This window comes from Pelagerythrobacter marensis (genome assembly GCF_001028625.1).
In the GTDB taxonomy this organism is placed as follows: domain Bacteria; phylum Pseudomonadota; class Alphaproteobacteria; order Sphingomonadales; family Sphingomonadaceae; genus Pelagerythrobacter; species Pelagerythrobacter marensis.
Map to the genome: position 1 here is coordinate 2817234 of NZ_CP011805.1, position 15542 is coordinate 2832775.

The following is a 15542-nucleotide window of genomic DNA, read 5'->3' on the forward strand; positions in this document are numbered from 1 at the left end:
TTTCTCCCGGAAATTTCAGTCAGCCCCAAGGATGCAACGATCCTTTGACTACCACCATAGAAGGGTGAACGCGAACGTCGTGGTCGTTCGTCGGTTTCAGTTGCAACTTCATAGATTGAATTTGCAGTGTGGCGCTTCGGCGTCCCGCTTATGCGGCCTCGGCTGCGAATTGCAGCGCTGCGAGCCGTGAGTAGAGCCCGCCTGCATCGCTCAACTGGCTGTGGGTCCCCTGTTCGACGATCCGCCCTTCATCCATCACCACGATCCGGTCGGCGGCCCGCACGGTGGCGAGCCGGTGGGCGATCACCAGCGTGGTGCGTGCGCTCATCAACCGGTCGAGTGCCTGCTGGACGAGCTGCTCGCTCTCGGCATCGAGCGCGCTGGTCGCTTCGTCGAGCAGCAGGATCGGCGCCTCGCGCAGCAGAGCGCGCGCGATCGCCAGGCGCTGTTGCTGCCCGCCCGAAAGCCGGGTGCCGCTTTCGCCCAGATAAGTATCGAGCCCGTCGGGCAGATCACGCAGGAAGCGCTCGGCATTGGCGGCGCGCGCTGCCTCCCAGATAGCTTCGTCGCTGGCGTCCCATGCGCCGTAGCGCAAATTGTCGCGCGCATTGGCCGAAAACAGCACGCCGTCCTGCGGAACCAGCGCAATGCGCCGCCGGACATCGGCCGGATCGGCACTCGTCAGGGGGATGCCGTCGAGCCGGATCGTGCCCGCCTGCGGATCGTAAAAGCGCTCGGCAAGCTGGAACACGGTGGATTTGCCGGCGCCGGACGGACCGACCAGCGCCACTGTCTCTCCGGGTTCGATTTCCAGCGTGAAATCCTTGAGCGCGGGCGCATCGAGGCGGGTCGGATAGCGGAAGCTGACGCCCCGGAAGGAGAGGCTGCCACGCGGCGGTTCGGGCAGCGCGAGTGGCCTTGCCGGCGGAGCGATTTCCGGTTTTTCCGCCAGCAGTTCTTCCAGCCGGCTGGCAGCCCCTGCGCCGCGCAACAGATCGCCATAGACTTCGGTCAAGGCGCCGAAAGCACCGGCAACCAGGCCGCCGGTCAGTACGAAAGCCGCGATTGTGCCACCGCTGATTTCGCCGCTCGCGACGGCGATTGCGCCGCGCCACATGACCAGCGTGATGCCGCCGAAGACCAGCAGTATCACGACCGATGTCATCGCTGCGCGCAACAGGATGCGCCGCCGTGCGGTGGCGAAAGTGCGCTCTACCGCCTGGGCGAACCGCCCGCCTTCGCGGTCTTCCTGATTGAACGCCTGGACGATCTTCATTGCGGCGAGCACTTCGGTGACCATCGCGCCGACATCGGCCACCCGATCCTGGCTGGACCGGGATACGGTGCGGATGCGGCGGCCGAAATAGACGATCGGCAGGATTACCAGCGGAATGCCGATTATCAGCCCCCCGGTCAGCGTCGGCGCCAGATAGAACAGGATGGCCGTGCCGCCGATGGCGGTCAGCAGATTGCGCAGCGCGACCGAAGCGGTGGTGCCGACCACCTGTTCGATCAGCGCGGTATCCGACGTCATCCGGCTGGAAATTTCCTTGGGGCTGTTTTCCTCATAGAATCCGGGCGCGAGCCGCAGGAGATTGCGCTGCACCTTCAAACGGATATCCGCCACGACCCGCTCGCCCAGCCAGCTGACGAAGTAAAACCGCATTGCGGTGCCGATCGCCAGCACGACGACGATCATCAGCAGATACTGGAACGAATGCGCGATTTCTTCCAGATTTGCGCCGCCGCCGAATGCCCGGTCGATGATCGACTTGAATCGCCACGGGATGGCCAGCGTCGCCGCGGCGGTCACGAACAGCGCGAAAACGGCCAGCGCGACTCGCCCGGGATATTGCACCACTTCGCGAAAGATCATTCTCAGCGGGGCGAGCGAACGGGCGGCGCGCGCCTCCGCATCGGGCGTTTTTCTGCGGCGCAGCAAGCCGCGGCGGGGGCGTTCGTCGGGTTCGGGCGGGTCCGCATCCATGTCGCGCGGACTAGCGGCAGCCGTTCACAAAATCCACTCACCCCTGGCGTTTCGGGCACGAATATCCAAATGATGCATTGCACAATGCAACTACTCCGGTCACTGTGCAGCGCACAATGTGTCCGGAAGCGTCCGTCACGAGACGCCCAGCAGGGGAAACGATTTGCTCTACCACGCCTATGAATTGCAACGCGCCTGGCTGGGCGGGGCAAGCGCCTGGGCCTCCATGAGCGCGGAAATGCTCTCCAGCCCCTATCTTCCGGCAGGATATATGGGGCTGGGCCCGGTGACGGCGAGCGCACTGGAAGTGTTTGCCCATGCAGCGGCGCCGCGTGGAAAGCCGGCGTTCGGGATCGAGACGGTAGAGGTCGACGGCAAGACGTTCGCTGTCGAGGAAGCAACGGTCGTCAACCGGCCGTTCGGCGATCTCAAGCGGTTTGCGCGCGATGGCCTGCCCGCCGATGCACCCCGGCTACTGATCGTGGCCCCGATGAGCGGGCACTACGCCACCCTGCTGCGCGGCACGGTGCGGCGCATGATCGAAAGCTGCGAGGTCTATGTCACGGACTGGGCCGACGCGAAGACGGTTCCGATGAGCGAAGGGCGCTTCGATCTGGACGATTACATCGACTATCTGATCGGGTTTCTCGACCATATCGGGCCTGACGCGCACGTGATGGCGGTTTGCCAGCCTTCGGTGCCCGCACTGGCGGCAACCGCGCTGATGAACGCCGATGAACACCCCTGCCGGCCGGCGACATTGACGATGATGGGGGGGCCGATCGACACGCGCGAGAGCCCCACGACCGTCAACGATCTGGCGATGGAGCGGCCGATCGAATGGTTCCGCCACACGGTAATCGCGACCGTGCCGATCCAGCATCGCGGTGCCGGACGCCGGGTCTATCCCGGCTTCCTCCAGCTTGCCGGCTTCCTCTCGATGAATCTGGGGCAGCACATGATGAGCCATTTCGAGATGTTCAAGCATCTCACCATTGGCGATGAAGACAGTGCGCAGGCGACCAAGGACTTCTATGACGAGTACCGTTCGGTCTGTGACATGACGGCCGAATTCTATCTCCAGACCGTGGAGGAAGTGTTCCAGAAGCATTCGCTGACCAACGGAACGTTCGTCCACCGCGGCAAACCGGTCGATCTCGGTGCGATCCGCGACACCGCGATCCTGGCGATCGAGGGGGAGCGCGACGATATCTCGGGGATCGGGCAGACCCGGGCTGCGCTCGATCTGGCCACCGGCCTTGCCAAGGCGAAGAAGCAGTACTTCCTTGCCGAGGGGGCCGGCCACTATGGTATTTTCAACGGCAGCCGCTGGCGGACCAGGATCGCCCCTGCGGTCGAGAAATTCATCGCACGGCACGGTGCGGCGAAGTTGAAAGCCGCGGCCTGAACGCCCGGGTCTGAGCGACCGGGACGGTGAGGCGGATCACGGCGGCGGCTGTGTCTGCCCGCCTGTCGGCCGGCCGAACAGTCGGCGGATCATCCTGCGCGCGGTCAGCACCAGCCAGATGGTGACCGCCAGCAGGGCGAGAGCGATCGCACCGGCAACGTAAGGATGTTCGAACGCAGTCCACAGCAGGCCGGCGGTGGCGATGTCTTCCACCGTGGACACGGCCACGTTCGATACTGGTTCCGGGCTGGTGTTCACGACACCGCGCGCACCGGCCTTTCCGGCATGGGCGGCAAACGCAGCACCGCCGCCGAGAACGAAAGCGATCACCTGCGCCGCAGGGTCGGCGGGATCGACGATCGCGAGCGCCAGCAGCGCGCCGCCGACCGGGCGGACGAAGCTGTGAACCGCGTCCCAGGCGGAATCGAGCCACATGATCTTGTCGGCCAGAAATTCCGCGACGGCGGCGACGCCGACGATGCCCATCACCCATGGATTCGCCAATACATCCAGCGCGGCCAGGTGTTCGGGCAGGGGCAGCACGCCCGCGCGCATGGCGATCCCGGTGGCGAACAGACACAGGTACAGCCGCCAGCCCGCGAGCAGGCTGACACTGCCGGCGATGCCGATGATTTCCATTACGCCCATGACCACTCTCCCCGCAAAAGCGAACGGGCGGCGCATGTGCTGCTTCCTCGGCCGGGCCCGGTCCGGGAAGAACACATGCGCCGCCCGCGCAATGATGGGTTATAGTGCGATCAGAGCACTTCGAACATCCCCGCTGCGCCCATGCCGCCGCCGACGCACATCGTGACGACGACGTACTTCGCGCCGCGACGCTTGCCTTCGATCAGCGCATGTCCGGTGCAGCGCGCGCCGGTCATGCCGTAAGGGTGCCCGATGGAAATCGACCCGCCGTTGACGTTGAGCAGCTCGTCGGGAATGCCCAGCTTGTCGCGGCAATAAAGGACCTGCACAGCGAAGGCTTCGTTCAGTTCCCACAGACCGACGTCTTCCAGCTTCACGCCGGTGCGTTCGAGCAGTTTGGGAATGGCAAAGACCGGGCCGATCCCCATTTCGTCCGGCTCCGTCCCCGCAACCGCCATGCCGACATAGCGGCCCAGCGGGGTCAGGCCCTTCTTCTCGGCCAGGCTTTCTTCCATCAGGATGCTCGCGGACGATCCATCCGAAAGCTGGCTGGCGTTACCGGCCGTAATCGTGGTGCCCGGGCCCATGACGGGCTGCAGGCCGGAAAGACCTTCCAGCGTGGTGCCGGGCCGGTTGCCTTCGTCCTTGGCGATCGTAACTTCCTTGTCGGAAATCTCGCCGGTTTCCTTGTCCTGGACCTTCATCGTCGTCGTGACCGGGACGATCTCGTCGTCGAACTTGCCCGCTTCCTGCGCCGCGGCCGTGCGCTGCTGGCTCTTCAGTGCGTACTCGTCCTGCTGTTCGCGCGTAATGCCGTAACGCTGGGCGACCGTTTCGGCGGTCTGCAGCATCGGCATGTAGATCGCGCCGTGCATGTTGATCAGTTCAGGATCGGGCATGACCCGCATTTCCTTGGTCTGCACCAGGCTGATCGATTCCTGCCCGCCGCCGGCGACGACATCCATGTTGTCGACCATGATCTGCTTGGCCGCCGTGGCGATCGCCATCAGGCCCGACGAGCACTGGCGGTCGAGCGTCATGCCCGAAACCGAAATCGGGCAGCCCGAACGCAGCGCGACCTGGCGCGCGAGATTGCCGGCCTGGGCGCCCTGTTGCAGGGCAGCACCCCAGACGACATCGTTCAGCTCGCCCGGCTCGATCCCGGCGCGCTCGATCGCCGGTGCGAGCGAGTGAGAGCCAAGCGTGGCCCCCTTGGTGTCGTTGAAGCCCCCCTTGTAAGCGCGGCCGATGGCCGTGCGGGCGGTGGAGACGATAACTGCGTTGCGCATTTCAAACCTCTCGTTACCCGGCGCTGGCCGGGCCTTTCAGATAGTGATGCGGTCGATCCGGACGCCGGCCGCAATTGGACCCCGCGCAGTGCGGGTGGCATTCGTTCAGACGAAAAGCTGCGTGATCCATTCCGCGATCAGGGCCGGCTTTTCCTCACCTTCGATTTCGATCGTGATCTCGGTCGTCTGCTGCCACTGGCCGGGACGCTTTTCGACCATCTCAACCAGTTTCCAGTGGCCACGAATGCGCTTGCCCGAACGAACCGGGTTGATGAAGCGCGTTTTGTTGCCGCCGTAATTGACGCCCATCTTGACCCCTTCGGGCCGGGGCAGGTCGGAATTGGCCGCGAGGTAGGGAATCATCGAAAGGGTCAGAAACCCGTGCGCGATCGTGCCGCCGAACGGCGTCATCTTCGCCTTTTCCTCGTCGACATGGATGAACTGGTGGTCCCCGGTCGCTTCCGCGAACTGGTTGATCCGTTCCTGGCTCATCTCGACCCATTCGCTGGTGCCGATACTTTCGCCGACCTTTTCCGCGATTTCCTGCGGAGTCATACGCCTCTCCTTACGAACCCTCGATTCAATTCGAAACCCGGGCTTCATGGCGCATGCAGCGGTCTAGCGCAACGCGGCCTCCGGTGCCGCTACGGCATCGCCAGCCGCGCGCGGCGGCGTGCGCGGCCATCCGAGCCGACGGACCTGCCGTCCCCGCGAATCAAGGCGTTTGCAGTATGCCCACAGGCCGATCTGCACCCCGATCAGCATGAGTATGAACGGCTGATAGGCGATGCCCTGAAACAGTGATCCGACCAGGTAGATGATGTGGGCGACCTGCAGCGCGCTGGCCAGCGGAGCCTGCCATTGCCCGTCGGTTTCGGCGCGGGCGCGCCAACGGCGGCGGACCCATTCCATTTGCCACAATCCCAGGACGTGGATCCATACCCAGAGCAGCAATCCAGGCCAGCCCTGTTCGCCCAGCATCTCGAAAATTGCGGAGTGGTAGGCGCGTGATTTGTCGATCACGTCGCGATATTCGACCGCCGTTGTGTTCCCCTGCTCCACGAGCACCGGCAGGCGGTAGGCGAAGCTGTTGCCGCGATAGGCGTCGAAACCACCGCCGAAGGGGTTTTCCGAGGCATAGTTCAGCGTCCAGGTCCACACGGCGACACGGGTCGATGCGGATTGATCCTGATCGTGGCTGCCGATCGTGGACATGCGTTCGTAATAGCTCTGCGGAATGAACGGCAATGCCGCCACCGCCAGCGCGGCCCCGGCAGCGAGGAATGCGAAGCGGCGTTTCACATCGCGCAGCGCCACCACCGCCAATACCGCAATGCATAGCAGGCCGGTCCGCGCCTCGGTTCCCACCGGGATCAGCAGGCAGGCGAAAATCAGGGCATAGCCGAACAGCTTCACTCGCCAGTCCGGCGGAAAGATCGTGCCGTGCCGGGTGAACCACACGATCAGTGGAATGATCGCGATCGCCACGGTGGCGAGCGTGGAGCTTTCGTACATCCCGCTGTTGTCGTTGACGAAGAAATAAAGCGACGCGTAGCCGCCGCCGCCCAGCGCGGTTTTCAGCCCGGCGCTGATAATTATGGCGCCCGCCGTCAGCACCATGATCAGCGCAGCGCCTTCTATCCGCAGCCGGGTGGACAGGGTGAATGGCAGGAAGATCGCAAAGACCAGCGCTTTCCAGACCCAATCCCATTTCTCCAGCGCCTCGACCGGGAAATCCGCCGTCTGTGTGGTCCAGAAGCAATAGCCGAGCAGCAGGCACAGCAGGAACTGGCGAAACGTGAAGCGCGTCCCCTTCTTGGTATCGGTCAGCAGCCAGCCGGCGAATGCGGCGCAGAACGCGATCAGCGAGATCGGCAGTGCCGAAGTGATCGACCAGCCGATTTTCTGCGGGGCGAGAATATCGATGTAGAGATAGGCGAGAACCCAGACGAACGGACGCCGGAAGCCAATGGCGAAGAACGCCATGACGAACCCGAACAGCGCAAGATCAAGCATTGCGCGCTTTCCCTTCGCCATCGGTGGCTTCGCGCTGCTCCGCGCCGTCGTTATCTTCCTTGAACGCCGGGTCGCGATCGGTTGCGTCGCGTCCGGCCAGGCGCAGCAGGGCAATCGCGATCAGCGCGTGGATCAGACCAAGGGCGAAGTAATCGATCAAACCGGAAGTTGCCTTGCTATGGCGCGCGGGGAAGGTGTTCCCGCGCCCTAGCAAGGTCCGGTTGACGCGCCGTTAAGTTTGTCATGGCAACAGGCAGCCCCATGACCCGGGTGCTCCATGTTCTCGACCATTCGCTGCCGCTGCACAGCGGATATACCTTTCGCACGCGCGCGATCCTGAAAAGCCAGCAGGCTTCCGGGCTGGAGGTGCGGGGGGTCACCGGCCTGCGCCATTCGGCGGAGGGGCCGGCGATGGAAGCGGTCGAAGGGCTCACCTTCCATCGCACGCCGGGAACGGCATCCGGTCTGCCGGGAATGCGCGAATGGCGCGAGATTGAGCGCCTGGCGGAAGCGATCGATGCCGTGATCGAGGAATGGCGGCCGGACGTGCTTCACGCCCATTCGCCCGCGCTATGCGGTCTCGCCGCGGTCAAGGCGGCGCGGCGCCATTCGATCCCGCTAGTGTACGAAATTCGTGCATTCTGGGAAGACGCTGCGGTCGGCAACGGCACCGGCCGCGAAGGGTCGCTGAAGTACCGGCTGACACGGGCACTGGAAAACCGCGCCGTTGCAGGGGCAGATGCGATCTTCACCATTTGCCGCGGGCTGCGCGACGATTTGATTCAACGCGGCGTTTCGCCTGAGAAGATCGGCCTGTCCCCCAACGGGGTGGATCTGTCGCTGTTCGGCGCGCCTGTGCCGCGCGATCCGGCATTGGCGCGCGAACTGGAATTGGGCGATGGCCCGGTGATCGGCTTCGTCGGCAGCTTCTACGATTACGAGGGGCTGGACGATCTTATCGCCGCCATGCCAAGTGTTCTGGCGCATGAGCCAGATGCGCGGTTGCTCCTCGTCGGCGGCGGGCCAATGGATGAAGCCTTGCGCAAAAAGGCTGCGGCCAGCGCGGCACAGGGGGCGATCCGGTTCACCGGCCGTGTTCCCCATGCGGAAGTGGAGCGATACTATGCCCTCATCGATGTGCTGGCCTACCCACGCAAGAAAAGCCGGCTGACCGATCTGGTCACTCCGCTCAAACCACTGGAGGCGATGGCACAGGGCCGGCTGGTCGCCGCGTCCGATGTGGGCGGCCATCGCGAACTGATCGAGGATCGCGTCACTGGCACGCTATTCGCGCCCGACGATCCGGCTGCCTGTGCCGCGACGCTGGCGGCGCTTCTGGGCGACCGTAGCGATTGGGACGCGATGCGCACCCGCGCTCGCGCCCATGTGGCGCAGAACCACGACTGGGCGCACAATGTGGGTCGTTATCAAGACGTTTACCATCTGCTGTTAGCTCGTGGTGCGAATGGGCCATTGCTCGCTGCGTAAGGCGGGCGGCCTGCGCAACGGGGAAATACCACGTGTCAGCCAAGTATCAGGGCAAGACCGCCAGTCAGGTTCCGATCAGTCAGCATCCGGCCTTTTCGGCCATCGTTGCCTTGTGGTTCGCCGCACTTCTGGGAATCGGAAGCCTGGTATTGCCCGCGGTGCTGTTCGAAAGTCTGTTCGAAGCGACCGGTATCGCCGCCGTGATTCCGGCGGCTGCCGCACCGCTTGGTGTAGCGGCACGGATAGTGATTGCGCTGGTGTTCGCGGCGCTAGGCGTCGCCGGCGGGCTGTATATTTCGCGCAAGGTGGCTTCGGCTCAGGGCGGGGTGCGATCCGCCCCGCGCCGGACCCGTTCCACCCCGGTCGCCCCGCGCGACGATCTTGCCAAACGGCCCCTCTCCGCGCGGGAGGAACTGGGCATGGATAGCTTCGACGATCCCGTGGAAACACCGCGTGCCGCGCCGATCGCAGGCCGTCGCCGGGCCCTGTCGGTCACGGACGAGAGCGGTCCGAGCGAACTTCTGGAAAGTACAGACTTGCCGACCGACACCGCCGGCATCGAATTTGCAGAGGATGTCGCGGCCCCTCTTTCCACACCGTTTCAGGCGCCTGCCGACGATGCGCTCGACCTTGGCGCTTTTGCCGATGAGGGTGCATCCGAGGCTCCGCCAGCAGAGGAAGCCTTGCCGTTTGCCAGCCCGGCCGACACTCCGCCGTTCGCGGAGCCAGCCAACCCTTTCGCGGAGCCGGTCGAAGCTGAAGAAGCACGGCCCTTCGATGTTGCACCGACGCCCACGCCGCCCTTCGCTCCGCCAATCGATCAGGTTGATACCATCGGGGCCGATCTCGCGGAAGACGATGACCGTGCCCAGACGGAAACCGAATGCGCCGCCGCCCCTTCGCAATCGGATTCTACCGAAGAGGATGGCGATAGCGAAGACGGCGCGCTGGCCGATCTCTCGATCACCGAACTGGTCGATCGGTTTGCCCTGTCGCTGCAACGCGCGGCAGAGCGGAGCATCGCCGAAAGCGAACTCCAGCCGGAAGCCGATCCGGCTGAGGAGCCATCCCTGCCGCGCTACGTTCCCGATCTAGGCGTCGAAGCGAGCGAGGCACCGCGGTTTGCGAGCTCCGTGTCCGCCGCCGATATGGCACCCGAGCCAGAAGCCGATCCGTTCGCCGCCACAGTGCAGATTCCCGCCGAACCTTTCGAATCGGTTCCTGCCGCCTTGCGGCCCGTCTCGACCGAGGACGAAGGAGAGGCCGAGCGCGAGAACGACGAGCTGTCGCTGACACTGCCCCTGACACGCGAGGCGCGTCCGTTCGATCGGCCAGCGCCGGGCGCGGTCGAGGGGGGCGTGCAATTCGGCGCAGTCGCATCGAACGAATTCGATGGCGAAGAGACTGCCGATCACGACGTCCACGACATCGCGACCGACGATGGCTGCGGCTCGCTGCTCGATATTCGCTCCCAACCGCGGGACCACGAGTTCGTCCGTATCGACGACGAGCCCGAGGCCGACACCGACGATCACCCTGAACCCGTAGTGGTGTTCCCCGGTCAGGACGAAAGGCGCGCGGCACCCGCCGTCGATGGTCCTGCGCGTGATGCGGAAGGTTCTGTCCAGACCGCAGGCGCACGGCCTTTCGACGCCCCGGCGAATGGCGGTGTCGCGGGCCGTCGCGGCGCGGTGGACGAGGCCCAGGCCGAGCGTGCCCTGCGTGAAGCCCTGCAGAAGCTGCAGCGTCTCAGCGGCGCGGCCTGACCCCCTCGTTCGCCGGGAAATCGCGCCGCAGCCTCTTTTGCGCGCGCAAGAATAACTAATACCTATGCGCACCCTTCGCAGTTGCAAAATGCGCTTCCAATCTGCATGAAGCGCTTTCGCGACAATTTTCGTGCGCGTTCGCGCGACGAAATATACGCTTCATTGCCGAAGGGGCCAGGGGGTACGCGCTTCGGCACCTGACAGAACGGGGTTTTTTGGATGGGATTTCCCACGCCGACAGGTCTGTACGATCCGCGTAACGAACACGATTCGTGCGGCGTCGGTTTCGTCGCGCACATCAAGGGCGAAAAGACGCACGCAATCGTGGGGCAGGCGCTGGAAATTCTGGCGAACCTCGATCATCGCGGTGCCGTCGGCGCCGATCCGCTGCTCGGTGACGGTGCCGGCATTCTGCTGCAGGTGCCTGATCCGCTGATCCGCGAATGGGCCGAACAGGCCGGACACGACCTGCCGCTCCCCGGCGACTACGCTGTCGCGCAGTGCTTCCTCCCGCAGGATGAGGCTGCGCGCGATTTCGTTGCCGAACAGCTCGAAAAATTCGTCGCCAAGGAAGGTCAGCGCCTCGTGGGCTGGCGGGACGTGCCGACGACGCTCGACGGCCTGGGCCGCGCTGTGATCGATTCGATGCCGGTCATGCGCCAATGCATCGTTGCGCGTGGTGACGACTGTGCCGATCAGGACGCGTTTGAGCGCAAGCTGATCGTGATCCGCAAGCAGACGCTCAACCCGCTTGGCAAATTGGCCAAAAAGCACGGAATGCCTGCGTTGACGCAGACTTATATCCCGAGCTTTTCGAGTCGGACGATCGTTTACAAGGGTCTGCTTCTCGCCAATCAGGTTGGCAGTTTTTACGACGATCTGCGCGATCCGCGCTGCGTTTCGGCGCTGGGTCTGGTGCACCAGCGGTTCAGCACCAACACTTTCCCCAGCTGGCGGCTCGCGCACCCCTATCGCTTCATGGCCCACAATGGCGAGATCAACACCGTTCGCGGGAACGTGAACTGGATGGAAGCCCGCCGGCGGACGATGGAATCGGAACTGCTGGGCGTCGATCTCGACAAGATGTGGCCGCTCATTCCGCATGGCCAGTCGGATACCGCCTGTCTCGACAATGCGCTGGAACTGCTGCTGGCTGGCGGATACAGCCTCGCCCACGCGATGATGATGCTGATGCCGGAAGCGTGGGCGAAAAAACCCGCTGATGGATCCTGCCCGGCGCGCGTTCTACGAATATCACGCCGCTTTGATGGAACCGTGGGACGGGCCGGCGGCAGTGGCCTTCACCGATGGCCGCCAGATTGGCGCCACGCTCGATCGCAACGGGCTGAGGCCGGCGCGCTATTGCGTGACGAAGGACGATCTCGTCTGCCTTGCTTCGGAAAGCGGCGTCCTGCCGTTTGCGGAAGAAGATATCGTCCGCAAATGGCGGCTTCAGCCGGGCAAGATGCTGCTGATCGATCTGGAGCAGGGGCGCATCGTCGAAGATGCCGAGCTCAAGGCCGAACTGGCTGCCGAACATCCTTACGAAACCTGGCTGGCGCGCACGCAGTACAAGCTGGAAGATCTCGAAACGATCGAGCCGGAACTGGCGGCGATCCCCGATCACACGACTACCCTGCTCGAACGCCAGCAGGCCTTCGGCTATACGCAGGAAGACATCTCGCGCTTCCTCGAACCGATGGCGCTCGCCGGCGACGATCCGATCGGCTCGATGGGGACCGACACGCCGCTTGCCGTTCTCAGCCAGCGGCCGCGGCTGCTGTACGATTATTTCAAGCAGAACTTCGCCCAGGTTACCAATCCGCCGATCGATCCGATCCGCGAAGAACTGGTGATGAGCCTGCTGTCGATGGTCGGCCCGCGGCCCAACCTGCTGGGGCGTGACGCCGGAACGCACAAGCGGCTCGAAGTCGGGCAACCGATCCTGACGAACGAGGATCTGGCCAAGATCCGCTCGGTCGAGGCCGCGCTCGACGGTGCCTTCCGCACCCATACGCTCGACATCACGTGGGATGCGGAGACCGGGGCCGATGGCCTTGAGATGGCGCTGAAGGAACTGTGTTGGGCGGCGACAGAAGCCGTGCTGCTCGATCACAATATCCTGATCCTGTCGGACCGCGCGCAGGGGCCGGATCGTATTCCTATCCCGGCCTTGCTGGCCACGGCGGCCGTGCATCATCATCTCGTGCGGCAGGGCCTGCGGATGCAGACCGGGCTGGTCGTGGAAACCGGCGAAGCGCGTGAAGTGCATCACTATTGCGTGCTTGCAGGCTTCGGCGCGGAAGCGATCAATCCCTACGTTGCGTTCGAAACGATCGAGAACCTGCGGGCGGAACGCTTCCCCGAAATCCCGGCGGAAGACGCGCGGCGCAATTATATCAAGGCAGTCGGCAAGGGCATGCTGAAGGTCATGTCCAAGATGGGCATTTCGACCTATCAATCCTACTGCGGGGCGCAGATCTTCGACGCCGTCGGCCTGTCGACCCCGTTCGTCGACAAGTATTTCACCGGCACCGCGACCACGATCGAAGGGATCGGCCTTACCGAAGTGGCGGAAGAAGCAGTGCGCCGCCATGCGCTCGCCCACGGCGCGGACCCGCTTTATGCGGGAATGCTCGATGCAGGCGGGATCTACCAGTACCGGCTGCGCGGCGAGGACCACGTCTGGACCCCGGGCAGCGTTGCCAGCCTGCAGCACGCGGTGCGCGGGAACTCCCGCGAACGGTACGAAGATTTTGCGCGCGCGGTGAACGAACAGTCGGAACGTCTGCTGACGATCCGCGGCCTGATGAAACTGAAGCCGGCGAACACGCCCGTTCCGCTGGACGAGGTCGAACCGGCAAGCGAGATCGTCAAGCGGTTCAGCACCGGGGCGATGAGCTTCGGTTCGATCAGCCGTGAAGCGCATACCACGCTGGCGATCGCGATGAACCGCATCGGCGGCCGTTCGAACACCGGGGAAGGGGGCGAGGAACCCGATCGCTTCACCCCGATGGACAATGGCGATTCGATGCGCAGTCGGATCAAGCAGGTTGCCTCTGGCCGCTTCGGCGTGACGACCGAATACCTGGTCAATTCCGACGACATCCAGATCAAGATGGCGCAGGGCGCGAAGCCTGGCGAAGGTGGCCAGCTGCCCGGCCACAAGGTCGACAAGACGATCGGCGCGGTGCGGCATTCGACCCCGGGCGTCGGGCTGATCAGTCCGCCGCCGCACCACGACATCTATTCGATCGAGGATCTCGCGCAGCTGATCCACGACCTGAAGAACGTGCAGCCGACGGCGCGCGTTTCGGTCAAGCTGGTCAGCGAAGTGGGCGTTGGGACGGTCGCGGCCGGCGTGTCCAAGTCCAAGGCGGATCACGTCACGATCTCCGGTTACGAAGGCGGCACCGGTGCCTCGCCGCTGACCAGCCTGACCCACGCGGGCAGCCCCTGGGAAATCGGCCTCGCCGAAACCCAGCAGACGCTGCTCCTGAACGACTTGCGCAGCCGCATTGCGGTGCAGGTCGACGGCGGACTGCGCACGGGGCGCGATGTCGCCATCGGCGCCCTGCTGGGTGCGGACGAGTTCGGTTTCGCTACCGCCCCGCTGATCGCCGCCGGCTGCATCATGATGCGCAAGTGCCATCTCAACACCTGCCCGGTGGGTGTCGCGACGCAGGACCCGGTTCTGCGCAAGCGCTTCACCGGTATGCCCGAGCATGTGATCAACTATTTCTTCTTCGTGGCCGAGGAAGTCCGGCAGATCATGGCCGAAATGGGCTTCCGCACGGTGGAGGAGATGATTGGCCGGGTCGACCGGATCGACACTCGCCGCGTGGAACGCCACTGGAAAGCGCACGGGGTCGATCTGGGCCGTATCCTGCATCCGGTGCCTGCGCCCGAAGGCCGCATGCTCTATCATACCGAAACGCAGGATCACGGCCTGGGTGCAGCGATGGATAACGAGCTGATCGCCGCCTGCCGCGATGCGATCGACAATGGGACGTCGATTCAGATCGATCGCGAGATCCGCAACGTGAACCGCACGGTGGGGGCAATGCTGTCGGGCGAGATCGCCCGGCGCCACGGCCATGCCGGCCTCGGCCCGGAAACGATCCGCATCAACCTTACCGGCGTCGCCGGACAGAGCTTCGGCGCATGGCTGGCGCACGGGGTCACGCTCGACCTGGTTGGCGATGCCAACGATTACGTAGGCAAGGGCCTTTCGGGCGGGCGCATCGTCGTGCGGCAGCCGGCCGGTGTCGCGCGCGATCCCGGTGAGAACATCATCGTCGGCAATACCGTGCTCTACGGTGCGATCTCGGGCGAAGCTTTCTTCGAAGGGGTGGCCGGCGAACGTTTTGCGGTCCGCAACTCGGGTGCCGTCGCCGTCGTCGAGGGTACGGGCGATCACGGCTGCGAATACATGACCGGGGGCGTCGTCTGCGTGCTCGGGCCGACGGGGCGCAATTTCGCTGCGGGGATGAGTGGCGGCGTCGCCTACGTCTATGACGAATCGGGCGAATTCGCGCGCCTATGCAATCCGGCGCAGGTCGATTTGCTGCCGATCTCGGCTGAACCCGATGCGGAGAATGGCACCGGTCGGCCTCAGCAGCATCCGCGCTCGGTCGGCGACCTTGGCATGGGTGACATGCTGCGCCACGACGCGGAGCGGCTGCGCATACTGGTCGAGCGGCACAAGCTGCACACCGGCTCTGCCAGAGCGGCGGCGCTGCTGGATAACTGGGACGCGGCGCTCGCTCGCTTCGTCAAGGTCATGCCCCGCGATTATGCGCGCGCGCTCGCCCAGCTCGAGGCGGAACAGCTGGAGGAGGATCGCGATCCTTCAACCGGCGCGGATGGACAGAAGACGGAAAGCGTGGCGGCGGAATGACGCGCCTCGGCTTTCTTCGGGCGAATGCCCTCTATCGGAT

Annotated in this window: 10 protein-coding genes and 1 pseudogene; 5 read left to right on the forward strand and 6 right to left on the reverse strand. The window is 64.4% G+C overall.

Annotation, left to right across the window (positions count from 1 at the left end):
• Window positions 1–148: 148 nt before the first annotated feature.
• Window positions 149–1987: an ABC transporter transmembrane domain-containing protein gene (locus AM2010_RS13280; protein WP_082132934.1), complete on the reverse strand. Its 1839-nt coding sequence runs from the start codon at window positions 1985–1987 to the stop codon at window positions 149–151.
• A gap of 163 nt (window positions 1988–2150) precedes the next feature.
• Between AM2010_RS13280 and AM2010_RS13285 the strand changes: the two genes are divergently transcribed.
• Window positions 2151–3395, forward strand: a complete 1245-nt coding sequence (locus tag AM2010_RS13285; RefSeq protein ID WP_047807476.1) for a polyhydroxyalkanoate depolymerase — start codon at window positions 2151–2153, stop codon at window positions 3393–3395.
• 36 nt (window positions 3396–3431) lie between these two features.
• Here the strand turns inward: AM2010_RS13285 and AM2010_RS13290 are convergent, their stop codons facing one another.
• From AM2010_RS13290 to AM2010_RS14240, 5 genes are all read right to left on the reverse strand, one after another.
• The gene (locus tag AM2010_RS13290; protein ID WP_047807477.1) at window positions 3432–4043 is read right to left on the reverse strand and encodes a DUF4126 domain-containing protein; all 612 of its coding nucleotides are present in this window, start codon (window positions 4041–4043) and stop codon (window positions 3432–3434) included.
• Between the two features lie 110 nt (window positions 4044–4153).
• Window positions 4154–5332: an acetyl-CoA C-acyltransferase gene (locus AM2010_RS13295; protein WP_047807478.1), complete on the reverse strand. Its 1179-nt coding sequence runs from the start codon at window positions 5330–5332 to the stop codon at window positions 4154–4156.
• 105 nt (window positions 5333–5437) lie between these two features.
• Window positions 5438–5887 (reverse strand): MaoC family dehydratase, encoded by a 450-nt coding sequence (locus AM2010_RS13300; RefSeq protein ID WP_047807479.1) that lies wholly within the window; start codon window positions 5885–5887, stop codon window positions 5438–5440.
• A gap of 63 nt (window positions 5888–5950) precedes the next feature.
• Window positions 5951–7348, reverse strand: coding sequence for a DUF5935 domain-containing protein (locus tag AM2010_RS13305; RefSeq protein WP_047807480.1), 1398 nt, complete (start codon window positions 7346–7348; stop codon window positions 5951–5953).
• Window positions 7341–7508, reverse strand: a complete 168-nt coding sequence (locus tag AM2010_RS14240; RefSeq protein ID WP_156178744.1) for a hypothetical protein — start codon at window positions 7506–7508, stop codon at window positions 7341–7343. Before AM2010_RS14240 ends, AM2010_RS13305 begins: the two co-directional genes overlap by 8 nt.
• A gap of 101 nt (window positions 7509–7609) precedes the next feature.
• Here AM2010_RS14240 and AM2010_RS13310 point away from each other — a divergent pair, with 101 nt between their 5' ends.
• From AM2010_RS13310 to gltB, 4 genes and pseudogenes are all read left to right on the forward strand, one after another.
• Window positions 7610–8836, forward strand: coding sequence for a TIGR04063 family PEP-CTERM/XrtA system glycosyltransferase (locus AM2010_RS13310; RefSeq protein WP_047807481.1), 1227 nt, complete (start codon window positions 7610–7612; stop codon window positions 8834–8836).
• 32 nt (window positions 8837–8868) lie between these two features.
• Entirely contained in the window at window positions 8869–10602 is a 1734-nt protein-coding gene (locus AM2010_RS13315; protein WP_047807482.1) for a hypothetical protein, read from the forward strand.
• A 219-nt stretch (window positions 10603–10821) separates the two neighbouring features.
• A pseudogene (locus AM2010_RS14540) lies at window positions 10822–11751 on the forward strand (glutamate synthase subunit alpha); the annotation flags it as partial.
• Window positions 11752–11824: 73 nt separating this feature from the next.
• Window positions 11825–15502 (forward strand): glutamate synthase large subunit, encoded by a 3678-nt coding sequence (gltB, locus tag AM2010_RS13320; protein WP_476739284.1) that lies wholly within the window; start codon window positions 11825–11827, stop codon window positions 15500–15502.
• The last annotated feature ends 40 nt before the right edge of the window (window positions 15503–15542 follow it).